This is a genomic window from Enterobacter sp. JBIWA005 (genome assembly GCF_019968805.1).
GTDB lineage: Bacteria > Pseudomonadota > Gammaproteobacteria > Enterobacterales > Enterobacteriaceae > Enterobacter > Enterobacter vonholyi.
In genome coordinates, this window is the sequence record NZ_CP074159.1 from 1660614 (window position 1) to 1684110 (window position 23497).

General features: G+C 59.9%; 24 protein-coding genes and 1 riboswitch. Of the genes, 9 read left to right on the forward strand and 15 right to left on the reverse strand.

The window, feature by feature from the left end:
• The first annotated feature begins 10 nt into the window (after positions 1-10).
• Both KGP22_RS07795 and hpxK read left to right on the forward strand, forming a co-directional pair.
• Positions 11-1252, forward strand: a complete 1242-nt coding sequence (locus tag KGP22_RS07795; protein ID WP_115874686.1) for an alanine--glyoxylate aminotransferase family protein — start codon at positions 11-13, stop codon at positions 1250-1252.
• Positions 1219-2511, forward strand: a complete 1293-nt coding sequence (gene hpxK, locus KGP22_RS07800) for an allantoate amidohydrolase (protein ID WP_223581809.1) — start codon at positions 1219-1221, stop codon at positions 2509-2511. Before KGP22_RS07795 ends, hpxK begins: the two co-directional genes overlap by 34 nt.
• Here the strand turns inward: hpxK and KGP22_RS07805 are convergent.
• On the reverse strand, positions 2477-3478 hold the full coding sequence (locus tag KGP22_RS07805) for a magnesium transporter (RefSeq protein WP_111964506.1): 1002 nt from the start codon (positions 3476-3478) through the stop codon (positions 2477-2479). The two genes, hpxK and KGP22_RS07805, sit on opposite strands and share 35 nt — an antisense overlap.
• Before the next feature lie 60 nt (positions 3479-3538).
• Positions 3539-3708, reverse strand: a riboswitch (M-box (ykoK) riboswitch).
• A 158-nt stretch (positions 3709-3866) separates the two neighbouring features.
• Between KGP22_RS07805 and KGP22_RS07810 the strand changes: the two genes are divergently transcribed.
• The gene (locus KGP22_RS07810; RefSeq protein WP_136194661.1) at positions 3867-4370 is read left to right on the forward strand and encodes a DedA family protein; all 504 of its coding nucleotides are present in this window, start codon (positions 3867-3869) and stop codon (positions 4368-4370) included.
• 1 nt (position 4371) lies between these two features.
• Here the strand turns inward: KGP22_RS07810 and KGP22_RS07815 are convergent, their stop codons facing one another.
• A complete protein-coding gene (locus tag KGP22_RS07815; RefSeq protein ID WP_111964504.1) occupies positions 4372-5121 on the reverse strand; it encodes an SDR family oxidoreductase in 750 nt (249 codons plus the stop codon).
• A 100-nt stretch (positions 5122-5221) separates the two neighbouring features.
• Between KGP22_RS07815 and KGP22_RS07820 the strand changes: the two genes are divergently transcribed.
• Complete coding sequence (locus tag KGP22_RS07820; protein WP_223581811.1) at positions 5222-5581, forward strand: helix-turn-helix domain-containing protein; 360 nt, start codon at positions 5222-5224, stop codon at positions 5579-5581.
• 1 nt (position 5582) lies between these two features.
• On the opposite strand, the gene KGP22_RS07825 is transcribed toward KGP22_RS07820, so the two are convergent.
• Together KGP22_RS07825 and KGP22_RS07830 are read right to left on the reverse strand one after the other, a co-directional pair.
• Complete coding sequence (locus KGP22_RS07825) at positions 5583-6377, reverse strand: SDR family oxidoreductase (RefSeq protein ID WP_223581813.1); 795 nt, start codon at positions 6375-6377, stop codon at positions 5583-5585.
• Positions 6378-6502: 125 nt separating this feature from the next.
• Entirely contained in the window at positions 6503-6946 is a 444-nt protein-coding gene (locus KGP22_RS07830; RefSeq protein WP_223581815.1) for a helix-turn-helix domain-containing protein, read from the reverse strand.
• A gap of 152 nt (positions 6947-7098) precedes the next feature.
• Here KGP22_RS07830 and agp point away from each other — a divergent pair, with 152 nt between their 5' ends.
• Positions 7099-8340, forward strand: coding sequence for a bifunctional glucose-1-phosphatase/inositol phosphatase (gene agp / locus KGP22_RS07835; RefSeq protein WP_223581817.1), 1242 nt, complete (start codon positions 7099-7101; stop codon positions 8338-8340).
• 33 nt (positions 8341-8373) lie between these two features.
• Here the strand turns inward: agp and KGP22_RS07840 are convergent, their stop codons facing one another.
• Positions 8374-8601 (reverse strand): YccJ family protein, encoded by a 228-nt coding sequence (locus KGP22_RS07840; protein ID WP_008499832.1) that lies wholly within the window; start codon positions 8599-8601, stop codon positions 8374-8376.
• Positions 8602-8621: 20 nt separating this feature from the next.
• The gene (wrbA, locus tag KGP22_RS07845) at positions 8622-9218 is read right to left on the reverse strand and encodes an NAD(P)H:quinone oxidoreductase (protein ID WP_023311076.1); all 597 of its coding nucleotides are present in this window, start codon (positions 9216-9218) and stop codon (positions 8622-8624) included.
• A 391-nt stretch (positions 9219-9609) separates the two neighbouring features.
• On the opposite strand from wrbA, the gene KGP22_RS07850 reads away from it, so the two are divergent.
• Both KGP22_RS07850 and KGP22_RS07855 read left to right on the forward strand, forming a co-directional pair.
• Positions 9610-9780 (forward strand): general stress protein, encoded by a 171-nt coding sequence (locus KGP22_RS07850; RefSeq protein ID WP_023311077.1) that lies wholly within the window; start codon positions 9610-9612, stop codon positions 9778-9780.
• Positions 9781-9896: 116 nt separating this feature from the next.
• Positions 9897-10820 (forward strand): DMT family transporter, encoded by a 924-nt coding sequence (locus KGP22_RS07855; protein ID WP_149366309.1) that lies wholly within the window; start codon positions 9897-9899, stop codon positions 10818-10820.
• Here the strand turns inward: KGP22_RS07855 and rutG are convergent.
• Genes rutG through rutA form a run of 7 tightly spaced genes read right to left on the reverse strand, consistent with a single transcriptional unit; the run spans position 10808 to position 16242 of the window.
• Entirely contained in the window at positions 10808-12130 is a 1323-nt protein-coding gene (gene rutG, locus KGP22_RS07860) for a pyrimidine utilization transport protein G (protein WP_149366310.1), read from the reverse strand. The two genes, KGP22_RS07855 and rutG, sit on opposite strands and share 13 nt — an antisense overlap.
• Before the next feature lie 21 nt (positions 12131-12151).
• Entirely contained in the window at positions 12152-12646 is a 495-nt protein-coding gene (rutF, locus tag KGP22_RS07865) for an NADH-dependent FMN reductase RutF (RefSeq protein ID WP_111964498.1), read from the reverse strand.
• Positions 12647-12655: 9 nt separating this feature from the next.
• Positions 12656-13246, reverse strand: a complete 591-nt coding sequence (locus KGP22_RS07870; RefSeq protein WP_223581819.1) for a malonic semialdehyde reductase — start codon at positions 13244-13246, stop codon at positions 12656-12658.
• A gap of 9 nt (positions 13247-13255) precedes the next feature.
• Positions 13256-14056 carry a pyrimidine utilization protein D gene (gene rutD / locus KGP22_RS07875; protein ID WP_223581821.1) on the reverse strand — a complete coding sequence of 267 codons (801 nt, stop codon included), beginning with the start codon at positions 14054-14056 and terminating at the stop codon, positions 13256-13258.
• A 7-nt stretch (positions 14057-14063) separates the two neighbouring features.
• On the reverse strand, positions 14064-14450 hold the full coding sequence (gene rutC, locus KGP22_RS07880; protein ID WP_010429508.1) for a pyrimidine utilization protein C: 387 nt from the start codon (positions 14448-14450) through the stop codon (positions 14064-14066).
• Positions 14451-14461: 11 nt separating this feature from the next.
• Positions 14462-15151, reverse strand: coding sequence for a pyrimidine utilization protein B (gene rutB / locus KGP22_RS07885; protein WP_223581823.1), 690 nt, complete (start codon positions 15149-15151; stop codon positions 14462-14464).
• Entirely contained in the window at positions 15151-16242 is a 1092-nt protein-coding gene (gene rutA, locus KGP22_RS07890; protein ID WP_223581825.1) for a pyrimidine utilization protein A, read from the reverse strand. The genes rutB and rutA overlap by 1 nt, the downstream gene beginning before the upstream one ends.
• Positions 16243-16487: 245 nt before the next feature.
• On the opposite strand from rutA, the gene rutR reads away from it, so the two are divergent.
• On the forward strand, positions 16488-17126 hold the full coding sequence (gene rutR, locus KGP22_RS07895; protein WP_008499819.1) for an HTH-type transcriptional regulator RutR: 639 nt from the start codon (positions 16488-16490) through the stop codon (positions 17124-17126).
• Here rutR and KGP22_RS07900 read toward each other — a convergent pair.
• Together KGP22_RS07900 and putA are read right to left on the reverse strand one after the other, a co-directional pair.
• A complete protein-coding gene (locus KGP22_RS07900; RefSeq protein ID WP_149366313.1) occupies positions 17123-17518 on the reverse strand; it encodes a lysozyme inhibitor LprI family protein in 396 nt (131 codons plus the stop codon). The two genes, rutR and KGP22_RS07900, sit on opposite strands and share 4 nt — an antisense overlap.
• A gap of 51 nt (positions 17519-17569) precedes the next feature.
• A complete protein-coding gene (gene putA, locus KGP22_RS07905) occupies positions 17570-21532 on the reverse strand; it encodes a trifunctional transcriptional regulator/proline dehydrogenase/L-glutamate gamma-semialdehyde dehydrogenase (protein WP_223581827.1) in 3963 nt (1320 codons plus the stop codon).
• A gap of 423 nt (positions 21533-21955) precedes the next feature.
• Between putA and putP the strand changes: the two genes are divergently transcribed.
• Positions 21956-23464: a sodium/proline symporter PutP gene (putP, locus tag KGP22_RS07910; RefSeq protein WP_223581828.1), complete on the forward strand. Its 1509-nt coding sequence runs from the start codon at positions 21956-21958 to the stop codon at positions 23462-23464.
• Positions 23465-23497 lie beyond the last annotated feature (33 nt).

Genomic DNA, 23497 nt, shown 5'->3' on the forward strand with positions numbered 1-23497 from the left:
GGACTTAACAATGGATATCGCACACTTTCCGCAAATCAACCCGCCGCAGCGCCTGCTGATGGGGCCGGGCCCGATCAACGCCGACCCGCGCGTGCTGCGCGCCATGTCGAGCCAGCTGATCGGGCAGTACGACCCGGCCATGACCCATTACATGAACGAGGTGATGGCGCTTTATCGCGGGGTATTCCGCACCGAAAACCGCTGGACGATGCTGGTGGACGGTACCTCCCGCGCGGGGATTGAAGCCATTCTGGTCTCCGCCATCCGCCCGGGAGATAAGGTGCTGGTGCCGGTCTTTGGCCGCTTTGGCCACCTGCTGTGCGAAATTGCCCGCCGCTGCCGCGCGGAGGTGCATACCATCGAGGTGCCGTGGGGCGAGGTGTTTACCCCGGATCAGGTCGAGGATGCGATTAAGCGTATTCGTCCGCGCCTGCTGCTGACCGTGCAGGGCGACACCTCCACCACCATGCTGCAGCCGCTCGCCGAGCTGGGCGCGATCTGCCGCCGCTACGACGTGCTGTTTTACACCGATGCCACCGCGTCGCTCGGCGGTAACGCGCTGGAAACCGATGCCTGGGGGCTGGATGCCGTCTCTGCAGGGATGCAGAAATGCCTCGGCGGCCCGTCGGGCACCTCGCCGATCACCCTGAGCGCGCGCATGGAGGAGGCGATCCGCCGCCGCAAATGCGTTGAGGAAGGCATACGCACCGACGCCCACCGCGACGGCGACGAGGAGATGATCTACTCCAACTACTTCGATCTCGGCATGGTGATGGACTACTGGGGGCCGGAACGTCTTAACCACCACACCGAAGCCACCACCGCGCTGTTTGGCGCCCGCGAGTGCGCGCGTCTGATCCTGCAGGAGGGGCTGGATAACGGCATCGCTCGCCACAGGCTGCACGGCGATGCGCTGCTGAAGGGCATTCAGGCGATGGGGCTGGAGACCTTCGGCGACCTGAAGCACAAGATGAACAACGTGCTGGGCGTGGTGATCCCGCAGGGCATCAACGGTGACCAGGTGCGTAAGCTGATGCTGGAGGATTTCGGGATTGAAATCGGCACCTCGTTTGGCCCGCTGCACGGCAAAGTTTGGCGCATTGGCACCATGGGCTACAACGCACGCAAGGACTGCGTGATGACCACCCTGAGCGCGCTGGAGTCGGTGCTCAACTACCTGAAATTCTCCACCACGCAGGGGGCCGCCATGCAGGCCGCATGGGACCACTATCGCCGCGAGACGCCGCAATGAGCCCGGCGGCAGAGCGGGTGATGGCGCGCGCCGACGCGCTGGCCGCCATCAGCGAAACCCCGGACGGCCTGACGCGGGTCTATCTCTCCACGCAGCATCTGCAGGCTAACCAGCTGGTCGGAGAGTGGATGCGCCAGGCGGGCATGACCGTCTGGCAGGACAGCGTGGGCAATATCTGCGGACGCTATGAAGGCCAGCAGGAGGGGGCGCAGGCGGTGCTGCTCGGCTCGCATCTCGATACCGTGCGCAATGCCGGGCGCTACGACGGCATGCTCGGCGTGCTTGCCGCCATTGAGGTGGTGGACAGCCTGCACCAGCAGGGTGTGCATCTGGCGCAGGCCATCGAGATTGTCGGCTTTTGCGACGAAGAGGGTACCCGCTTCGGCATTACGCTGTTAGGCAGCCGGGGCATCACCGGCACCTGGCCGCAGGGCTGGCTGGAGAAAGCCGACGCCAGCGGAATCAGCGTGGCGCAGGCGATGACCCTGGTGGGGCTCGATCCTGCACGCGTGTTGCATGCCGCGCGCCGTCAGGAGGATTTCAGCGCCTATCTGGAGCTGCATATTGAGCAGGGGCCGTGCCTTGAGCAGGAGGCGCTCGCCCTGGGCGTGGTGCAAGCCATTAACGGCGCGCGTCGTCTGAACTGCCGCTTTACCGGCGAGGCCGGGCACGCGGGAACCGTGCCGATGCACCACCGCAGGGATGCGCTGGCCGCCGCCGCCGAGTGGATGGTCATCATTGAAAACGCTACCCGACAGCAGGGCGGAAACCTGGTGGCGACGGTTGGCGAACTGCGCTGCCTGCCGGGGGCGGTGAACGTGATCCCCGGCGATGTTCAGCTCTCGCTGGATATTCGCGGCCCGCAGGATGCGCCGCTGGATCGGTTGCTTAACGAGCTGCTGGAGCATGCGCAGGCGATCGCATCGCGCCGCAATCTGGACTTCAGCGCCGAGGAGTTTTACCGCATTGCCGCCACGCCGTGCGATATCCACCTGCAAAACGTGCTGGGGGAGGCGGTCAAATCGGTACAGGGGCGCTCGCTATCGCTGCCCAGCGGTGCGGGCCACGATGCGATTGCCATCGCGGAACGCTGGCCGGTCGGCATGCTGTTTGTGCGCTGCAAAGGGGGCGTCAGCCACCATCCGGCGGAATCGGTGATGGCTGAAGATGTCGCCCTGGCGATTGAGGCGTTTTCGCGAGCGGTGATCCAGCTGGCGGACCGCGTTACTCCAGCCCCAGCGTATATTGCGCGATCTTAAAGTAGATAATCAGCCCGGTACCGTCGATAAGCGTCGCAATAAACGGCGCGGAGACGACAGCCGGGTCAATGCCGCAGCGCTTGAGCACCATCGGAATGACCGACGAGACAATCGCACTCCAGAGCGTAATGCACACCAGCGTCAGGCTGACGATGAGCGTAATCTCCAGCCCAATCCCCATCATCCAGGCGCGGATACACCCTGCGATACCGAGCGTGGCGGCAATCATCAGCGAGGTGGTCATCTCTTTACGCAGCACGCGGCCAACGTCGCGCAGACGGACTTCTCCCAGCGCCATGGCGCGCACCAGCGTGGAGGTGATCTGCGTCCCGCTGTTGCCGCCCGTGCCGATCAGCAGCGGAATAAAGAACGCCAGCGCGATGGCGGACTCCAGCGCCTCTTCGAAATGCTGGATCACCGAGCTGGTGTAGGCTTCTGCGACAAAAAGCAGCAGCAGCCAGACGGAGCGTTTCTTCCACAGGCTATACGGACTGGTATCCAGATAGGGCTTCTCCAGCGGTAGCGTCGCCCCCTGAAGCTGGGCGTCTTCAGTGACGTCATCTTCCAGCAGATGGGCGATTTCGCGCTCCGTCAGGCAGCCGACGAGCTTACCGTGGGTGACCACAGGCACCACATCCGCGCCGCCGTGCGCCAGCAGTCCGGCAACGTCGGCACGTTCATCCTCCGGTTTGACCTGCAAAAACTGCGAAATCATCAGCGATTTCACCGGCTGGACCGTGTCGGCGGTTTGCAGCAATTTACGCACGGCAATCATGCCCGCCAGGCGACCATTGTCTTCAATAAAAATATGAGACGGAATATCGTCGTCTTTTAATTTTTCGAAGAATTGCTCGCGCGCCAGCGCCACGCATAATGAAATATCAAGGACAATAAAATCGGTATTCATATATTGCGCGACAGCGCTGTCATTGAATGCCAGGTTTTGGTTGTGAATAGCGTAAGACATAGTGAATTCCCTTTGAATAATAACATCTCTCAGGGGCGAGCAAGACAGGGCATGTCGAAGAGGAGATCCCCACGTCCTGGGTTCAGCACTGTACACCGTATCCCGTGAGGGAAGTTATACTGACAAAGCCTTGATTCGACAGTGCCTGTTTTACCCTGTGCCGGTTCTCTCGAACCTACCAGAGCGATAACGTGTATTTGTACAGGAGCCTCGCCATAACGAGATCGTTGTAAAACGAGGGAAATAATACGCCTGTTTAAATTTACCGCTCAGGAAATTAAATAATGTTTAAGAACGGTTTAGATAAATATTATTAATAAAGCGTTGAGGGTTTATTTAGGTTTATTCATTTTAAATGGAGGATTAAATAATTAACGGAGGAGAGAAAATGGCGTGGCTTGATAATCTGCTGAATCATTTTGCGCTGTATCCGGCACATCTTTTCGCGCTGTTATTTGTGATGGCGCTGAGTAAATCGACGGTGCTGATCTCCTCCGTGCTGCCGCCCGCGTCGGTGATGCTGCTGGCGGGCATTACCGTCAGCCAGGGGAGCATGCATCCTGCGTTGGCATGGCTGGCTGTAGTGATGGGGGCAACGGCGGGATCGGTGCTGAACTACCACTTAGGGCAGCTGATGGGGCACACCCGGCTGGTCACGCGATTTACGTCGAAGCATGCCGCTACGTTTTTACGGGTACAGCATCAGCTGCAAAAGAACGGCGTCATCGCACTGTTTACGTCGCGCTTTCTGGCGGTGCTGCGTTACATCGTGCCGCTGGCAGCGGGTATGCTCAGGCTGAATGCAGCAAAGGTCTACGCCGTCAGCCTGCTTTCCGCCTGCGCGTGGGCGGCGCTGTATGTCGGCGCGGTCACCGGCATCAGCGCCTTTTGAGTTACAGGCTCCCCATTCCACCATCCACCAGAAGCTCCGTTCCTACCGTGTAGCTCGACTCGTCGGACGCCAGATAGAGCGCAGCTTTTGCCAGCTCCGCCGTTGAGCCCATTCTGCCGAGCGGCACCAGCTTGATGATTTCCGCCATCATCGCGTTAAGCGCCTCGTCGCTTAAGCCCGTTTTCGTAAACGCCGGGGTCTCCACCGGACCGGGGCTCAGGCCGTTGACGCGTATCCCGCGCGGCAGCAGTTCCGCCGAGAGCGTGCGCGCCAGCGACAGCAGGGCGGCCTTGCTCGCGGCATACACGCTGCTGGTGGGCAGGCCGATGCGCGCGCTCACGGAGCCGCAGAGGATCACCGACGACGGATTATTCAGCAGTGGCAGCAGCGCCTGAATCAAAAAGAACGGTCCCTTCAGGTTGATGCCCATCAGGCGATCCCAGGTCTCTTCCCGCCACTCTTCCAGCGGCGCGTGCGTTACGTCGCCGGCGTTGAGAAACACCGCGTCCAGGCGCGGCCAGCGGGCGGCGAGGGTTTCCGCCAGGGCTTTTTGCGACGAGATATCGCCCGCATCGGTTGGGATCACCCAGGCCTTATCGCCAAGAATACGTTCTGCTTCGGCGAGGGTGTCCGGGTTACGCCCGGTCACGGCGACGCGCGCGCCTTCGGCGATAAACGCCTGCGCGGTGGCGAGGCCGATGCCGCTGGTGCCGCCGGTAATCAGCGTATATTTATCTGTTAAACGACCCATATTCTTCTCCTGAAATGTCACTGGAGAAAGCACTATAGAAACGTTAGTATCGAAAGGAAACCAGGTACCAAATGGATACTAAAGAGGCAAGAGGTGTGCTATGGCAGAAATGCTGGAGGTGTGCTGTGAAAAAAAATCTGAGGCGTATACCTGCCCGATGACGCAGTTTGTGAACCTGATTTCCGGTAAGTGGGCGATCCCCATTCTCTATCGCCTGATTGTCTTTAATACGCCCGTACGCTTTGGCGATCTGCTGCGGGCGGCTGCCCCCATCACGCAGAAAGAGCTGACTAAGCAGCTGCGCCTGTTTGAGCAGCGCGGGCTGGTGACGCGGACGGTCTACCCGGAGATCCCGCCGCGCGTGGAGTATCAGATCACCGCGCTGGGGTTAACCCTGCAGGACGCACTCTCCCCGCTGGCCGCCTGGATGAGCGAGTACGGCGACCAGCTTCAGCGTTAGGCTACTGTTTTACGTAGCGCGGCGCCGGAATGCCGGTGCGCGCGCTGTTGAACAGCTCAAGACGCGCCGCTTCGTAGCGATCCCACAGGGCGGCGTCATGCATCGGCGGGATGGTGATCGGTTCACCCTGATCCAGACCCGCCAGCGACGCATCCACCATGTTGTCGGTGGTCATCACCGATCCTTCCGGCAGATCGTCCACCGTGACGCCTGAATGGCTCCAGATTTCAGTCGCCGTGGCGGCGGGCAGCACGGCCTGAATGCGCACGCTGCTGTCGGCAAACTCTTCCTGTAACCCACGGGTAAAGCTCAGAACCCACGCCTTGGTGGCGCTGTAGAGCGCGCTGCCCGCCCGGACGTGCAGGGCCAGCACGGACGCGATATTGATCAGCGTGCCGCGATTGTTCTGCGCCAGGCGGGGCAGGATGGCGTAGGTCAGACGCATCAGCGCCGTGGTGTTCAGGGTGTTAATAGCCTGATGCTGCGCCACCTCGCCCGCGAGGAACGGTGCCATCTGCGCGGTGCCCGCGTTGTTAACGAGCGTATCAATGGCGATATTGCTGCGCAGCTCTTCTTCCACTGCGCGGATCCCGGCTTCATCGGTGAGATCGGCAACCAGAATATCAACGGCCACGCCATAGCGCGCGCGCAGGTCGGCGGCGAGGATTTTCAGGCGATCCTCGCGACGGGCGACCAGCACCAGGTTAGCGCCGCGCGCGGCAAGGCGGTCAGCATAGACGGCACCGATCCCGGAAGAGGCACCCGTAATCAGGGCTGTGGTGATTTGCGTAGTCATCGTGTGTTACCTCAAAGCAAAGTGGGTTATTTGGTTTCAATATGAAACTGAATAAACTCTCTGCTATTTGGTTTTATAATGCAACCATATTTGCGAGCATTTTGTGCTTTTGCCGTCGGGAACGGTCAGGAGGGGAGTTTAGCCACGATCTCTTCAGGCGTCAGTTCGCGCCCGTCGTCGGCGATAAGCGCCAGTTTACGCAGGGGTTTGCGCTGTTCGGTATCGACCAACACGGTGCCGCATTCGTTTTCCGCGAACAAAAACTCGTTGCCCCACTGGGAGAGGGCAACCAGCACCGTTTGCAGGGCGCGCCCTTTATCGGTCAGGACATACTCCTGCCAGGCGCTGCCCTCAGACGCAGGCTGAAGCCGGAGGATGCCCTCGTCGACCAGCAGTTTTAGCCGCGTAGTCAGCATATTTTTTGCGATACCGAGGCTTTTCTGGAACTCGCCGAAGCGTTTAATCCCGCGTAGCGCGTCGCGAACAATCAGCAGCGACCACCAGTCGCCTATAATATCCAGCGAACGGGCGACGGGGCAGGTGCTCTCTTCAAGGCGGGTACGTTTCACAGCGAATTCTCCGGTGGGGTGTGGTTTTATTATAAAACTAATCTGCACGCGTCGTAAGCATGTTAATCATCAGTTTGAGAAATGCTTCCCGGAAAATTGTCACGAATCTGTCACACTGAACGCGACATTTTAAAACGAGTGAGGAATTAGGGATGAGAAAAGCACTACTCGCGCTGGCAGTCGCCGGTTCCATTTCGGCAACGTTTGGCGTGCAGGCGCAAGAGACGCCGGAAGGGTATCAGCTGGAGCAAGTTTTAATCATGAGTCGCCATAACCTGCGCGCGCCGCTCGCTAATAACGGCAGCGTGCTGGAGCAGTCCACGCCGAAGCAGTGGCCGGAGTGGGAGGTGCCGGGCGGTCAGCTCACCACCAAGGGTGGCGTGCTGGAAGTCTATATGGGCCATTATATGCGCGAGTGGCTGGCGCAGCAGGGGATGGTGAAGACGGGAGAATGTCCAGCGGCGGATAGCGTTTATGCTTACGCCAACAGCCTGCAGCGTACCGTCGCTACCGCGCAGTTCTTCATTACCGGCGCGTTCCCGGGCTGCGATGTGCCCGTGCACCATCAGGAAAAAATGGGCACCATGGACCCGACCTTTAACCCGGTGATTACCGATAACTCGCCGGAATTCCGTGAAAAAGCGCTCAAGGCGATGGAGACCGAGCGGCAGAAAATGCAGCTTGGCGAAAGCTATAAGCTGCTTGAGCAGATGACGAACTACGCCGATTCGCCGTCCTGCAAAGAGAAAAAAGTCTGCTCTCTTGCGGACGCAAAAGATACCTTCAGCGCCGACTATGAAAAAGAGCCTGGCGTATCCGGGCCGCTGAAGGTGGGTAACTCGCTGGTGGACGCGTTTACGCTGCAGTATTACGAAGGCTTCCCGGTTGACCAGGTGGCCTGGGGAGAAATCAAAACCGACCAGCAGTGGCGCGTGCTGTCGAAGCTGAAGAACGGCTATCAGGACTCGCTGTTTACCTCAACCGAGGTGGCGCAAAACGTAGCGAAGCCGCTGGTGAAATATATCGATAAAACGCTGGTCACCGACCAGGCTAAAGCGCCTAAGATCACCCTGCTGGTGGGACATGATTCGAACATTGCTTCCCTGCTGACGGCCCTGGATTTCAAACCGTATCAGCTGCACGACCAGCAGGAACGCACCCCGATTGGCGGCAAGATTGTCTTCCAGCGCTGGCATGACAAAAATGCCAACCAGGAGTTGATGAAAATTGAGTATGTCTATCAGAGCTCAGAGCAGCTGCGCAACGCCAGCGTGCTGTCGCTGCAGTCGCCTGCACAGCGCGTGACGCTGGAGCTGAAAGGCTGCCCGGTAGATGCGAACGGCTTCTGTCCTGTCGACAAATTCAATGCGGTGATGAATAACGCGGCGAAGTAAAAGAGAACCCCCCGCTGCGGCGGGGGGAAACGCTTAGACGTTTTTACGTTCGATGGTTTGCTCGCCCCAGAAGAGCGAGTCTTTATCCGTTTTTTCGAAGGCGCGCACCAGCACCTCATCGTTACCTTCCTCCCAAATCTGCTCGGCCAGCTTTTCATCGTATTTCGCGACTTCAAAGATAGCTTCGGCAATCTCCGGAGAGGTGTTGCGTAAACTTGCCCATTCGCCCACGTGGTGAGCTTTGGATTCTTGAGTTGGCATGCTTGTCCTCCTGTTGGGTGTTAGCCGTTCAGTTTTTTGGCCAGACCCGCGACGTATTCACCCTGATAGCGGGCGATAGACAGTTCTTCATTGCTTGGCTGACGTGAGCCATCCCCACCGGCAATGGTGGTTGCGCCGTACGGCGTACCGCCACGCACCTGGGAAATGTCAAACAGCTCCTGCGCGCCGTAGCCAATCGGCACAATCACCATCCCGTGATGAGCAAGGGTAGTCCAGGTTGAGGTAATCGTCTGCTCCTGACCGCCGCCGGTGCCGGTAGAGCTGAACACGCTGGCGAGTTTGCCGTAGAGCGCCCCGGATGCCCAAAGTCCGCCGGTTTGATCGAGGAAGGTGCGCATCTGGCCTGACATGTTGCCGAAGCGGGTCGGGGTGCCGAAGATAATGGCATCATAATCCGCCAGCTCCTGCGGGGTGGCGACCGGGGCGTTTTGCGTTTTCCCCCCGGCTTTCAGGAAGGCTTCCGCCTGCATGGTTTCCGGTACGCGTTTCACCACAACCTCAACGCCGTCAACCCTGTTTGCACCTTCTGCTACCGCGTGAGCCATGGTTTCAATGTGTCCATACATGGAATAATAGAGCACCAGAACTTTTGCCATTTTGCTTCACTCCTCGTTGGTTTCTCTGACAGCGGATCGCTGCGCTCTTTTAAAGATATGCCATCACGGCCAGACTGCAAAAATGAACGCCATTTATTTGATTTATAACAACATGAGTAGAAAAATGGCTTTGTAGCAAAATGATACAACTTTCCAGGCGCGGATTTTTAAAATGATAAGAATGGCTTATGCATCCACGCCGCGTCATCTCACCCTAAAGACTGAGATCATGTTGCAGGATATTACCTCTGGCTTGCCGGACAGCCTCAGTCCACTAAGCTTAGTTTCACGCGGCACAGATACAGGCGTTGTCCTTGCGCCGCGAGGTGAAAGAATCCTCTTTTACTGAATGCAATATGATGTCTAATGTTTCACACTCTGGAGGTTAGAGATGGCAAACCATCGTGGTGGTTCAGGTAATTTCGCTGAAGACCGTGAAAGAGCATCAGAAGCAGGTCGTAAAGGTGGCCAGCACAGCGGGGGCAATTTTAAAAATGACCCTCAGCGCGCATCAGAAGCTGGTAAAAAAGGGGGGAAAAACAGCCACGGCAGCAGTAAGTAATACGCCGGGTTGAACCTCTGCCGCCGGGATCTCCCGGCGGTTTTTTATTTCTGCAACATTGAACTGTAACTAAAGGCAACGCACACTACAGAATTGTTTTCTCTTTCTGGTGCCGCATGTCTGTCTCACGCTTCAAATTCTCCGTTAAACCGCAGGAAGCCATCCTCATTCTCATCACCATGTTCTGGGGTGGGACGTTTCTGGCCGTTCAGTACGCGGTGACACTCAGCGATCCGTTCTTTTTTGTTGGTCTGCGCTTTGCGACGGCGGCGCTTGCCGTGGGGCTAATTTCGCTTAAAACGCTTAGGGGGCTGACGCTGAAAGAGCTTAAGGCCGGCGTGGCGATTGGGGTGGCGATAGCGATGGGCTACAGCCTCCAGACGTGGGGATTGCAGACCATCTCCAGCAGCAAATCCGCATTTATCACCGCCATGTATGTGCCCCTGGTGCCGCTGCTGCAGTGGCTGTGCCTGGGTCGGCTGCCGGGGATGATGTCCTGTATTGGCATCGTGCTGGCGTTTATCGGTCTGATTTTGCTGGCCGGGCCGGAAAACAATCTTCTGGCGCTGGGGCCGGGCGAAATCATTACCCTGATTGGGGCGATCGCCATTGCGGCGGAAATTATTCTGATTAGCGCCTGGGCGGGCAAGGTCGACGTCAAACGCGTAACGGTGGTGCAGCTCGCGACGGCGTCTCTGGTGGCCTTTGCGACGATGGTTCCGGCAGGGGAGTCCGTGCCGCAGATGTCCACCGGTCTGGTGGTAGTCGCACTGGGACTGGGTATCTTCAGCGCCATTATCCAGGTCACCATGAACTGGGCGCAGCGCAGTGTCTCGCCGACGCGGGCAACGGTGATCTACACCGGTGAGCCGGTCTGGGCAGGCATTTTCGGGCGACTCGCCGGCGAGCGTTTGCCGCTGCTGGCCCTGGTGGGCGCGGCGTTTATTGTCGCCGGGGTGCTGGTGAGCGAGCTGAAGCTCAAGCGGAAGAAAAACGCGCTGCCAGAAGATGACAGCGCGACGTTAAATCACGAATCCTGATGTACAACCTCGCCCTGCGGCGCAGCGGCCATCCGGCGGCTCAGCAGGGCGTTAAGCAGGATCGCGCCGAAGGTCGCGGTGCCAATCCCGCCGATCGTAAACCCGCCCAGCGTCAGGGCAAAATCGCCTGCGCCCAGCACCAGCGTGACGGCCACCATAATCAGGTTGCCGTTCTGGCTGAGATCGACCCGATGCTGCACCCAGATACGCGCGCCAGCCACGGCGATCAGCCCAAACACCACGATTGAGGCCCCGCCGATGACCGGTGACGGAATGGTGTGGATCAGCGCGCCGAACTTCGGCGAGAAGCCGAGCAGCATCGCCATCACCGCCGCCGCCACGAAAACCAGCGTCGAATAGACTTTGGTTACCGCCATCACGCCGATGTTTTCGGCATAGGTGGTGACGCCGCTGCCGCCCACGGAACCGGAGAGCATGGTCGCCAGCCCGTCGCCGACGAAAGCGCGGCCCATGTACGGATCCATACTGCGCCCGGTCATCCCCGCGACCGCCTTCAGGTGGCCCAGATTTTCCGCCACCAGGATCACCGCCACCGGTGCGATAAGCATCATCGCCTGGGTGTTAAAGGTGGGCGAGGTCACCTTCGGCAGACCGAACCAGGCGGCCTGATGCAGCAGCGTAAAATCAACCGGCTTGCCGAGACCAAAAACGTTCGCCAGCAGGGCATACACCAGACAGGCAACAATCAGCCCGACCAGGATCAGCAGCCGCTGGATCATGCCTCGCGTAAACACCGCCACCAGGCCGATGCACAGCACGGTCACGACGGCCATCCAGCTTTCAAACGGCGAGCCGGAGACGCTTTTCACCGCAATCGGCGCAAGGTTGAGGCCAATCGCCATCACCACCGCGCCGGTGACAACTGGAGGCATCATGCGTTCGATCCACCGCGTGCCGATCTTCATTACCACCAGACCTATCAGGGTATACACCAGACCGCAGGCGATGATGCCGCCGAGGGCCACGCTCAGGTTGGGGTTGATTCCCTGGCCGTTAAACCCGGTGGTGGCGATCACCACGCCGACAAAGGCGGCGCTTGATCCCAGATAGCTGGGCACGCGCCCGCCGGTGACAAAAAAGAACAGCAGGGTACCGATACCCGACATCAGAATAGAGAGGTTGGGATCCAGTCCCATCAGCATCGGCATCAATACCGTGGCGCCAAACATGGCGACCGCGTGCTGGACGCCCATCACCATCGTCTGCCCGAGCGGGAGTCGTTCATCCGGCGCGACCACGCCAGCTTCTGTGGAGGTCGATTTCAACTGCCAGTGGGGAAATCCGAACATGGTCTGTCTCCTTAAAGCGGGTTAACAGGCGGGTCGCATAAGCGCGTGGTAGCCGCGGTCAAACCACACCAGGCCTTGCGGCGCGGGGTGGCGAATAATCGAAACGATGTCGCAAAAAAGAATGTCGTGCGTACCGACGCTCACCACCTGGCTGATCCGGCAGTCAAACGAGGCCAGCGCCTCCTCCAGGCGCGGACAGCCCGTGTCGCCCGTTTGCCAGCGGGCGGCGGCGAAGCGTTCTTCCATCGGCGTTTTGCCGCCAAACAGGTTTGAGAGCGGCTCCTGTCCGGCGCTGAGGGTATTGACGCACAGGGTGCGGTTCTCGCTGAACGTCGGCCAGACGGACGCGCCGCGGTTCAGGCACACCAGCAGGGTGGGCGGTGAATCCGTGACGCTGCACACCGCGCTGGCGGTGAAGCCTGCCATCCCCGCCGGGCCGTCGGTGGTGATGATATTCACCGCCGCGCCAACGCAGGCCATAGCATCGCGAAAGGTTTGTTTATCCGGTGTCGTCATCATCGCTCCTTACGCCAGCCCGCAGGCATCGTCGAAGGTCAGGCGCGGCAGGCGCCCGTAAAGTTTGCCCGGGTCGCCGTAGCCAATGTTGATCAGCAGGTTGCTTTTAAGCGTCGTGCCGGTGAAAAAAGCCTCGTCGACCTTTTGGCGGTCAAAGCCCGACATCGGGCCGGTATCCAGCCCCAGCGCGCGACAGGCGAAAATCATGTAGGCGGCCTGCAGCGAGCTGTTGCGAAAGGCGGTCTCTTCCGCCAGCGCGGGGCTTGCGGTAAACCAGCTTCGGGCATCGCCGTGCGGGAACAGTTCAGGCAGGCGCTCGTAGAATTCACCGTCCCAGGCGACAATCGCCGTGACCGGAGCGGTAAGCGTTTTCTCCAGGTTGCCGCTGGAGAGCGCCGGGCGCAGCTTCTCTTTTCCCTCAGCGCTTCGCACAAACACAATCCGCGCCGGGGAGCAGTTGGCGGACGTGGGCCCCCATTTCATCAGGTCGTAGATTTCGCGCAGCGTCTCGTCGCTGACGGCAATATCCTGCCAGCCGTTATGGGTGCGGGCGCTGGTGAACAGCGTTTCCAGCGCGGCGGGGGTAATGGCTTCGCTCATTAAAGCTCCTTATAAAGCGGGTTCAGGGCTGTGCAGCAGGCTGGCCAGCCCGTTCAGCAGCAGGGTGTTAAAGGCGTCCGGCTCGGTGACGTTGCAGGCATGCCCGCCCTGGCGCATCACCGCGCTGTGGCTGTTCGGGATCGCTGCCTGCAGCTCAGACGAGCAGACAGAGGGCACCAGCATGTCGTCGGCGGAACAGATGATCTGGACCGGGCAGCGGATGCGCGCCGCATGGCGGCTGAAGTCGGCCTTTTTCAGAGCGCTGAGCCTGTGCAGCAGGTTGGCTTTTCCCTGAAAATGGGCCAGCGCCAGCGCTTCTTCGGCCTCCAGGCGGGGCGCGCGAGCGGCCATCCAGTCTGCCGGGTAGAGAAACAGCGGCTGCGCCTCAACCCACGCCTGTGGGCCACCGTAATGCAGCAGGCGCTCGCGGATCTGAAAGCAGCGGCGGGTGTGGGCATTGAGGGTCAGCCAGCCGTTGACGCACACCAGCGCGGTGAGGGCGTCGGGCCTGTCGAGGGCCAGCTGCAGGCCGACCAGCGCCCCCAACGCGTGGCCGACGACGCTGTAGCGTGCAATTCCGGCCTCAGCCAGCGCCTGGTCCAGTTCGTCCGCCATCTCTGCAAGGCTGTACCCTTCCGGCAGGACGTCGGGGTTATTGCCCGTTCCACGCTGGTCATAGCACACCACCTGATATTCCGGCTCCAGCGCGGCCAGCTGTGGCAGCCAGTAGCTGCCGCTGCCGCCGAGACCGGCAATAAGGACCACCACGGGTGCACCCTCATACGGGGACTGTGAGACGGAGAGTTTCATGGCCGCCTCACTTCGCGATGTGCGCAACGGTGGCGATCTCAACCAGCGCCTCCGGCTTCACCAGGCCGCACTGAATGCAGAACCGGGCCGGCTTATCGCCGGGGAAGAACTCCGCGTAGATTTCGTTAATCGCGGCGTAGTTTTTCCAGTCGGTGATAAAGATGCTGTTGAAGGTCACATCCTCCATCGTGCCACCCGCCGTTTCGATCACGGTTTTGATCGTCTCCAGCACGTGGCGGGTTTGCGCCTTTGGGTCGTTGATAAACACCACGTTGTTGTCTTTATCAAACGGCAGCGTGCCTGAGACATACACCACGCCGTCGGCAAGGGTGCCGGGGACAAACGGGGCGATGGGCGTGCTGGTGCCCGGCGGGATGATTACGGATTTCGGCATCAGATGTCTCCTCAGGCGATACGGGCGAGCGGGGGATTCAGGGCGTCGCAGAACTCGGCGACGCTGCTGACCCAGCCAAAAAAGGTTTCGATATTGAACAGGGCCGCCTTCTGGGCGAATTCCGGCCCGGCCTGATGGGTCGCGTCTTCCAGCACCACGCCAAAATACTCGAGGAAAAAGCCGTCGCGCAGGGTCGACTCCACGCAGACGTTGGTGGCAATGCCGGTGAAGACCAGGTGGCGAATGCCCCGGCTGCGCAGCAGGCTGTCGAGCGGCGTGTTGAAAAAGCCGCTGTAGCGCGGTTTGGGCAGGACGATATCACCCGCCTGCGGGACCAGCTCATCCACCAGCTGATAATCCCAGCCGCCTTTCGTCAGCAGCTTGCCCTGCAGTTCGGGCCGTTTACGCATGGTTTTCAAGGCGTTCGACTTGTGGAAGTTGGGCGAGCCGGGGCCGCCGGCCTCGACGTACTGCTCGTCCCAGCCGTTCTGGAACCAGATGATGAGCATGCCCGCGGCGCGCGCGGCGGCGACGGCGGTTTTAATGTTCTCGATAACCGGTCTGGTCGCGGAGACGTCGAAGCCCGCCAGATCAAGATAACCACCGGGGCTGGCGTAGGCGTTTTGCATGTCCACCACGATCAGCGCGCTCTGCTCCGGCGCAAAGGTGATGGCTTCCGGGCGTGCGTTAAGGGTCGTCATTACGCCACCTCCTTCGTGACGGCAGGAATGTGGGCGCGGCACTGCATCAGCGGCTGGATGCGCTCGCCGAAGGTTTCCACGCCGGTGAGGAAGTCATCGAAGGTCAGCAGGACGCCTTCCGCGCCGGGGACGGCCGCCACTTCGTCGAGCATTCTGGCAACGCTGGCGTACGAGCCGACCAGCGTGCCCATGTTGATATTGACGGCAGAGGTCGGGTCGGCCATCTGGCGCACGTTTGTGTCTGCGCCGGAGCGGGTATCCTTCTGGCTCTGCTCGGTAAGCCAGCTCAGGGCCTCCTCGTCGGCGCCGTCCTTATAGCGCTCCCATTTCGCGCGCGCGGCGTCGTCGGTTTCGTCTGCTATCACCATGAACAGCACGTAGGAGCCCACGTCGCGCCCGGTTTTGTCGGCGGCCTCTTTCATGCGAGCGGCGGTCGGGGCGAATGCGGCAGGCGTGTTAACGCCTTTACCGAAGCAGAAGTTGAAGTCGGCATATTTGGCGGAGAATTCCATCCCCGCGTCGCTCTGTCCGGCGCAAATCACCTTCATCGGCACCGACGGCTGCGGGCTGACGCGACAGTCGTTCATGGTGAAGAAGTCACCCTTAAAATCGCTTTTGCCGGTACCCCACAGATCGCGCAGAACCTGCACGTATTCGGTCAGGTAGTCGTAGCGACGCGAGAAGTAATCGTCACCCGGCCAGAGCCCCATCTGCTCGTACTCGGGTTTTTGCCAGCCGGTAACCAGGTTGACGCCAAAGCGTCCGCCTGAGATGGAGTCAATGGTGGAGGCCATGCGCGCGACGATCGCCGGGGGCAGGGTAAGCGTGGCGGCGGTGGCGTAGATCTGGATCCGCGAGGTGACCGCGGCCAGTCCGGCCATCAGGGTGAAGGACTCCAGGTTGTGATCCCAGAATTCGGTTTTGCCGCCAAAGCCGCGCAGCTTGATCATCGAAAGCGCAAAGTCGAAATGGTAGTGCTCCGCTTTCTGCACGATGGCTTTATTGAGCTCAAAGGTCGGCATGTATTGCGGTGCAGTGGTCGAGATAAGCCAGCCGTTGTTGCCGATGGGTACAAATATGCCAATTTTCATCACGAACCTCTCTTCATTACGTCGCAGGTGTAACGGTGATTTTGCAAAGGCAGTGCCAGTTTTGAAAATGGCAGTGTTATTAGTGTGTTAATCAGAAGTTGGTGGATTGATGCAGCTAAATGTGGACTAACTGGTCAAAAACATTGCACAGAAAACAGGCATTCATGCGCGATCGGAGTGCAGGATGTCGTGGTGAGACGGGGGTTTTGCTATGCTGAGGGCAACGCAGAATAAGGAGAGCGGGAATGACACAAGGCGCAGTGAAAACACCAGGTAAACGTTCGCAGGCGGTGAGCGCCAAGAAGCAGGCGATCCTCAGCGCGGCGCTGGAGACGTTTTCGCAGTTTGGCATTCACGGCACGCGCCTGGAGCAGGTGGCGGAGCAGTCCGGGGTATCCAAAACCAATCTGCTCTACTATTACCCGTCGAAAGAGGCGCTGTATGTCGCGGTGATGCAGCAGATCCTCGATATCTGGCTGGCGCCGCTGAAAGCGTTTCGCGAAGAGCTGGCCCCGCTGGTAGCGATCAAGGAGTACATTCGCCTGAAGCTGGAGGTGTCGCGCGATTACCCGCAGGCATCAAGGCTGTTTTGTCTTGAGATGCTGCAGGGCGCGCCGCTGTTGCAGGCGGAGCTGACCGGAGATTTAAAACAGCTGGTGGACGACAAGTCGGCCATTATCGCCGGATGGGTTGCCAGCGGAAAGCTGGCCCCGGTAGATCCGCATCATTTGATCTTTATGATTTGGGCCTCCACCCAGCATTACGCTGACTTTGCGGCCCAGGTCGAGGCGGTGACCGGAAAAACGCTCCAGGACGAAGCGTTTTTCCACAGCACCCTGGAAAACGTGCAGCGGATGATTATTGAAGGGATCCGCTTACGTTAGTTTGCCGGCGGGAGAGGGCAGCTTAAGTCGCCCTCTTCACACTGCATCAGCGAGGCCAGAAACGCTTCGCGCTCCACGGTTTTTTCCGCCAGGCACTGGTTAACAATCATTGGCTGAACGCTCCCGCCTTCCGTACCCGAACCGATAAACGCGCAGTCCGCATCGCGCAGGGTAATCCACGCCTGCTGCGCTTTTTTCAGCAGATCTCGCTGAGGGTCTGCCGCACGCTTAACGGCCGCCTGGTACGTCTGGTTGAGCTTTTTATCGGCAGCCTGGTACTGCTGCGCGCTACAGGTATTCAGTTCAAGCTGGGTGGTCGCTTTGTCGCACTCGTCGGCCAGCGCGCTGGCGCTCAGCAGCAGCGCTGCACAGGCGATAAGATATCGTTTCATATATTCCCCAATAAAATAAGGCTCCGTCTCCGGAGCCTTATTAGCACAGCGTTAACCTATTGTCATCAGACTGGCGTTACCGCCCGCCGCCGCGGTGTTGACGCTGAGCGAGCGCTCCACGTACAGACGCTCCAGCAGCAGGTTGGTTTCCCCGCGCGCAAAGCCCTGCACCGAAACAATCGCCCCGCTGCGGGCCGCAACCTGCTCGCACAGCTCGCGGAGCTGATCGGAATCACCGTGGTAGATCACCGCATCAAACGGCTGGGTCAGCAGGATATCGGCTTTCGCAAAGCGAATGCGGGCCGAGACCGCCTTCGGCAGCTGTTTGGCGAGATCGCGATGCAGAGCATCTTCCGGCCACAGCACTTCACAGCCGGTTGCCATGGCGGCGGCCAGCTGTACCAGCGCGTCCTGCTCGTTATCCGCCACGCACAGCACGCGCTCGCGCGGCATCAGCGTCCAGGTGTTGCGCTCGCCGGTTGGTCCCGGAAGCAGACGCTGCGTACCGGCCTGCGCCAGCTCGCCGTACTGCTGTGCGACAGCACGCAGTTCAGGACGTTTTTCCGCCCAGGCGATCAGCGCCTCCAGCGGCTGGGTCAGTACGGTTTTCAGCTGTGCATCGACCGGATACTCCGCATCCTGGCGAGCCAGGGTGACGCCCAGCGCGTTCTCCGGACGGTTCGCCAGCAGACGGTACAGGTAGAGCGGACCGCCCGCTTTCGGACCAGTGCCGGAAAGGCCTTCACCGCCGAACGGCTGTACGCCCACGACCGCGCCAACCATGTTGCGGTTAACGTACAGGTTGCCCACTTTGGCGCTGCCGGTCACCTGCGCGATGGTCTCGTCGATACGGGTATGCACGCCGAGCGTCAGGCCATAGCCGGAGGCGTTGATCTGCTCAACCAGCTCGTTGAGGTTGTTACGGTTGTAGCGCACCACGTGCAGTACCGGACCGAAGACCTCTTTTTTCAGCTCGTCGAAGCTTGCCAGCTCAATCAGCGTTGGTGGCACAAAGGTGCCGGTCCGCCACTCGCGGGCGTCTTCGCTGTTGTCTCGCACCGCCTGGAACACCGGGCGGCCTTTCGCGCGCATGGCCTGAATGTGGTTTTCAATATTGGCTTTGGCTTCCGCGTCGATCACCGGCCCGATGTCGGTGGTGAGACGGCCCGGGTTGCCCATGCGGCATTCGGCCATCGCGCCGCGCAGCATCTTCAGCGTGTGGTCCGCCACGTCATCCTGCAGGCACAGCACGCGCAGGGCGGAGCAGCGCTGACCGGCGCTGTCGAAGGCGGAGGCCAGTACGTCAACCACCACCTGCTCGGTGAGGGCGGAGGAGTCAACGATCATGGCGTTCATGCCGCCGGTTTCCGCGATGAGCGGAGTAGGACGACCCTGCGCATCCAGACGGGTGGCAATGTTGCGCTGCAGCAGCGAGGCCACTTCGGTCGAACCAGTAAACATCACGCCGCGTACGCGGTTATCGGAGGTCAGTTTGGCGCCCACGGTTTCACCGCGGCCCGGCAGCAGCTGGACCACGCCCGCCGGTACGCCTGCCTCCAGAAGAATGTTGATGCCCTGCGCGGCAATCAGCGGGGTCTGCTCCGCCGGTTTTGCCAGCACGCTGTTGCCTGCGGCCAGGGCGGCGGCAATCTGGCCGGTGAAGATCGCCAGCGGGAAGTTCCACGGGCTGATACAGACGACCGGACCCAGCGGACGGTGGGTTTCGTTATCGAAATCATCGCGCACCTGACCGGCGTAGTAGTGCAGGAAGTCGACGGCCTCGCGTACTTCGGCGATGGCGTTGCTGAAGGTTTTACCCGCTTCGCGCACCAGAATGCCGATGAGCGACTGCATCTGATCTTCCATCAGCACCGCCGCGCGTTCCAGAATGGCGGCGCGCTCCTGCGGCGGCGTGGCGAACCAGATAGGGGCGTTATTCACCGCGCTGTCCAGCGCCTGATCCACTTCCGCTTCTGTCGCTTCACGCACGTAGCCGACGATATCTTTTGGCTCTGCCGGGTTGATGACCGGCTGCATGTCGCCGTCATCAACGGGCTGTTCCAGCATCGGTTTGGCCTGCCACTTCTGCAGCGCGCTGTTGAGCAGGGCAGAGGAGAGGGACGCCAGACGGTGTTCGTTGGCGAGATCCAGACCCGCCGAGTTGACCCGGCCTTTGCCGTATAGCTCGCGCGGCAGGGCAATTTTCGGATGCGGCAGACCAATCTGGCCTTCCTGCGCGGCCATCTTCTCAACGGCCTGTACCGGGTCGGCCACCAGCTCGTCCAGCGGCAGCGTGGTGTCGGCGATGCGGTTAACAAAGGAGGTGTTCGCGCCGTTTTCCAGCAGACGACGAACCAGGTACGCCAGCAGGGTTTCGTGCGTGCCCACCGGAGCATAGATACGGCACGGGCGGTTCAGCTTGCCGTCCGCCACTTTACCGGTCACCTGCTCGTAAAGCGGTTCACCCATGCCGTGCAGACACTGGAACTCGTACTGGCCCGGATAGTAGTTTTGCCCGGCAAGACTGTAGATCGCCGCCAGGGTGTGTGCGTTGTGGGTAGCGAACTGCGGATAAATCAGGTTCGGCACGCCGAGCAGCTTTTTCGCGCAGGCGAGGTAAGAGACGTCGGTGTAAACCTTACGGGTATAGACCGGATAGCCTTCCAGCCCTTCCATCTGGGCGCGTTTGATTTCGCTATCCCAGTAGGCGCCTTTCACCAGGCGGATCATCAGGCGACGACGGCTGCGGCTGGCCAGGTCAATCAGGTAATCAATGACGAACGGACAACGCTTCTGGTAGGCCTGGATAACGAAGCCAATCCCGTTCCAGCCTGCCAGCTCCGGCTCGAAGCACAGTTTTTCCAGCAGATCGAGGGAGATCTCCAGACGGTCGGCCTCTTCGGCGTCGATGTTAATGCCGATGTCATACTGGCGCGCCAGCAGGGTCAGTGACTTCAGGCGCGGATAGAGCTCTTCCATCACCCGGTCATACTGCGCGCGGCTGTAGCGCGGGTGCAGTGCGGAGAGCTTTATCGAGATGCCCGGGCCTTCATAAATACCGCGACCGTTGGACGCTTTACCGATGGCGTGGATCGCCTGCTGGTAAGAAACCATGTAGGCCTGCGCGTCGGCGGCGGTCAGGGCCGCTTCACCGAGCATGTCGTACGAATAGCGGAAACCTTTTTCTTCCAGCTTGCGGGCGTTCGCCAGCGCTTCGGCAATAGTTTCTCCGGTCACAAACTGTTCGCCCATCAGACGCATCGCCATGTCCACGCCTTTGCGAATCAGCGGCTCGCCGCTCTTGCCGATGATGCGGTTCAGGGAGCGTGACAGGTTGGCTTCGTTATGGGTCGAAACCAGTTTGCCGGTAAACAGCAGGCCCCAGGTTGCCGCGTTAACGAACAGCGACGGGCTGCGGCCAATGTGCGAATGCCAGTTGCCGTTGCTGATCTTGTCGCGGATCAGCGCGTCGCGGGTGGCTTTATCCGGAATACGCAGCAGCGCTTCCGCCAGGCACATCAGCGCCACGCCTTCCTGAGAGGAGAGGGAGAACTCCTGCAGCAAACCCTGAACCATTCCGGCGCGGCCGGTGGCGGTTTTCTGGTTGCGCAGCTTGTCGGCTAACTGATACGCCAGGCTGTGCGCCTGTGCGGCAATGGCTTCCGGCAGGCGAGCCTGCTCCAGCAGCATCGGCACGGCGTCGGTTTCGGCGCGGCGGTAGGCGCCGGTAATGGCGGCGCGGCTGACGGACTGCGGCAGGATCTGCTCGGCAAATTCAAGGAACGGCTGATGGCTTTCGTCGCCAGCGGCCGGCGCGTCCTCGCTTTCATTGGCGGCGCCGGCGAGCAGGGCAGGCAGCTCCGGCAGGCCCTCGTCGCTCTCGAGTCTTTCGAGATAGTTAAAAATCGCCTGCTTAATTAACCAGTGCGGCGTGCGGTCAATGCGGGTTGCTGCGGTCTTAATCCGTTCGCGGGTCGCGTCATCCAGCTTAACCCCCATGGTGGTCATACCCATGCCAAAGCTCCTGTTGTTCTGTAATAGCGTTCTGTAGATAGCGTGAAATATCCTCCATGTTGCAACTTTGTGCAACCGTGTTAAATGTGACCTGGTTTGCAACCCAGAAAATGAATGGATTGTTAACGAATGGTTAGCTGGAAAAACGTGCTGGCTTTGTAGCGGAAAGCCTGGTTTTATGCGGAAGTTAACACTTTTCAAAGGTGCAACCCGTAAAAGCGTGAGCGAGTGCAACCTATAGGAAACTCGTATCAAACCGGGGATGAAATTGATGTAAATGCAGTGTTAAATCGTTTGTCAGCGGAGGGCGCATACGGCAGGATAGCGCGCCCAACCGAAACACAAGATACCGTCACCTCGTTCCGGTGATCATATAACAAGGCAACCCGGACGGTTGTCGCTCGACACTTTTGGAGAATTTGAATGGCTATTAGCACACCGATGCTGGTGACATTTCTCGTTTATATTTTTGGCATGATCCTGATAGGGTTTTTGGCGTGGCGTTCTACAAAGAACTTTGACGACTACATTCTGGGCGGACGCAGTTTAGGCCCGATGGTGACCGCACTCTCTGCGGGCGCATCCGACATGAGCGGCTGGCTGCTGATGGGGCTGCCCGGTGCGATTTTCATCTCCGGTATCTCGGAAAGCTGGATCGCCATCGGTTTGACCGTCGGCGCGTGGATCAACTGGAAGCTGGTGGCAGGCCGTCTGCGCGTGCATACCGAAGCCAACAACAACGCCCTGACGCTGCCGGATTACTTCACCGGACGTTTTGAAGATAACAGCCGCATCCTGCGTATTATCTCTGCGGTGGTTATCCTGCTGTTCTTCACCATCTACTGCGCCTCCGGCATCGTGGCCGGCGCGCGCCTGTTCGAAAGCACCTTCGGCATGAGCTACGAAACCGCCCTGTGGGCCGGTGCCGCGGCGACCATTCTCTATACCTTCGTGGGCGGGTTCCTGGCGGTAAGCTGGACCGACACCGTGCAGGCGAGCCTGATGATCTTCGCCCTGATCCTGACCCCGGTGATTGTGATTTTCACCGTTGGCGGCTTTGGCGAATCGCTGGAAGTGATCAAGCAGAAGAGCATTGAAAACGTCGACATGCTGAAAGGGCTGAACTTCGTGGCCATCGTCTCTCTGATGGGCTGGGGTCTGGGCTACTTCGGTCAGCCGCACATTCTGGCGCGCTTTATGGCGGCGGATTCTCACCACACCATCGTACATGCCCGTCGCATCAGTATGACGTGGATGATCCTGTGTCTGGCGGGTGCGTGCGCTGTTGGCTTCTTCGGTATCGCCTACTTCAACAACAACCCGGCGCAGGCGGGCGCGGTGAACCAGAACGCCGAACGCGTGTTTATCGAGCTGGCGCAGATTCTGTTTAACCCGTGGATTGCCGGTATTCTGCTCTCCGCGATCCTGGCGGCGGTGATGTCCACCCTGAGCTGCCAGCTGCTGGTTTGCTCCAGTGCGATCACCGAAGACCTCTATAAGGCCTTCCTGCGTAAAAACGCAAGCCAGAAAGAGCTGGTGTGGGTCGGGCGCTTCATGGTGCTGGCGGTTGCGCTGGTGGCGATTGCGCTGGCGGCTAACCCGGAGAACCGCGTGCTGGGTCTTGTTAGCTACGCGTGGGCGGGCTTCGGTGCGGCATTTGGTCCGGTCGTCCTGTTCTCCGTCATGTGGTCCCGTATGACCCGTAACGGCGCGCTGGCGGGGATGATTATCGGTGCGGTGACCGTTATCGTATGGAAACAGTTCGCCTGGCTGGGCCTGTACGAAATCATTCCTGGCTTCATCTTCGGCAGCATCGGTATCGTGGTGTTTAGCCTGCTGGGTAAAGCGCCGTCTGCCTCCATGCAGAAACGCTTTGCGGAAGCCGACGCGCATTACCACACTGCGCCGCCGTCTAAGCTTCAGGCAGAATAACTTTTCTCGCTGCACAATACAGGCCGGGTGAGC

Bases quoted from the DNA above. Each gene is read 5' to 3' on its own strand.
- KGP22_RS07820 (WP_223581811.1), top strand. From the start codon at position 5,222: ATGGCAGAAATGCTGGAGGTGTGCTGTGAAAAAAAATCTGAGGCGTAT.
- rutD (WP_223581821.1), bottom strand. From the start codon at position 14,056: ATGAAACTCTCCGTCTCACAGTCCCCGTATGAGGGTGCACCCGTGGTG.
- KGP22_RS07810 (WP_136194661.1), top strand. From the start codon at position 3,867: ATGGCGTGGCTTGATAATCTGCTGAATCATTTTGCGCTGTATCCGGCA.
- KGP22_RS07815 (WP_111964504.1), bottom strand. From the start codon at position 5,121: ATGGGTCGTTTAACAGATAAATATACGCTGATTACCGGCGGCACCAGC.
- putA (WP_223581827.1), bottom strand. From the start codon at position 21,532: ATGGGTATGACCACCATGGGGGTTAAGCTGGATGACGCGACCCGCGAA.
- KGP22_RS07855 (WP_149366309.1), top strand. From the start codon at position 9,897: ATGTCTGTCTCACGCTTCAAATTCTCCGTTAAACCGCAGGAAGCCATC.
- wrbA (WP_023311076.1), bottom strand. From the start codon at position 9,218: ATGGCAAAAGTTCTGGTGCTCTATTATTCCATGTATGGACACATTGAA.
- hpxK (WP_223581809.1), top strand. From the start codon at position 1,219: ATGGGACCACTATCGCCGCGAGACGCCGCAATGAGCCCGGCGGCAGAG.
- rutC (WP_010429508.1), bottom strand. From the start codon at position 14,450: ATGCCGAAATCCGTAATCATCCCGCCGGGCACCAGCACGCCCATCGCC.
- KGP22_RS07825 (WP_223581813.1), bottom strand. From the start codon at position 6,377: ATGACTACGCAAATCACCACAGCCCTGATTACGGGTGCCTCTTCCGGG.
- agp (WP_223581817.1), top strand. From the start codon at position 7,099: ATGAGAAAAGCACTACTCGCGCTGGCAGTCGCCGGTTCCATTTCGGCA.
- KGP22_RS07840 (WP_008499832.1), bottom strand. From the start codon at position 8,601: ATGCCAACTCAAGAATCCAAAGCTCACCACGTGGGCGAATGGGCAAGT.
- KGP22_RS07850 (WP_023311077.1), top strand. From the start codon at position 9,610: ATGGCAAACCATCGTGGTGGTTCAGGTAATTTCGCTGAAGACCGTGAA.
- putP (WP_223581828.1), top strand. From the start codon at position 21,956: ATGGCTATTAGCACACCGATGCTGGTGACATTTCTCGTTTATATTTTT.
- KGP22_RS07900 (WP_149366313.1), bottom strand. From the start codon at position 17,518: ATGAAACGATATCTTATCGCCTGTGCAGCGCTGCTGCTGAGCGCCAGC.
- rutG (WP_149366310.1), bottom strand. From the start codon at position 12,130: ATGTTCGGATTTCCCCACTGGCAGTTGAAATCGACCTCCACAGAAGCT.
- rutR (WP_008499819.1), top strand. From the start codon at position 16,488: ATGACACAAGGCGCAGTGAAAACACCAGGTAAACGTTCGCAGGCGGTG.
- KGP22_RS07870 (WP_223581819.1), bottom strand. From the start codon at position 13,246: ATGAGCGAAGCCATTACCCCCGCCGCGCTGGAAACGCTGTTCACCAGC.
- rutF (WP_111964498.1), bottom strand. From the start codon at position 12,646: ATGACGACACCGGATAAACAAACCTTTCGCGATGCTATGGCCTGCGTT.
- KGP22_RS07795 (WP_115874686.1), top strand. From the start codon at position 11: ATGGATATCGCACACTTTCCGCAAATCAACCCGCCGCAGCGCCTGCTG.
- KGP22_RS07805 (WP_111964506.1), bottom strand. From the start codon at position 3,478: ATGTCTTACGCTATTCACAACCAAAACCTGGCATTCAATGACAGCGCT.
- rutB (WP_223581823.1), bottom strand. From the start codon at position 15,151: ATGACGACCCTTAACGCACGCCCGGAAGCCATCACCTTTGCGCCGGAG.
- rutA (WP_223581825.1), bottom strand. From the start codon at position 16,242: ATGAAAATTGGCATATTTGTACCCATCGGCAACAACGGCTGGCTTATC.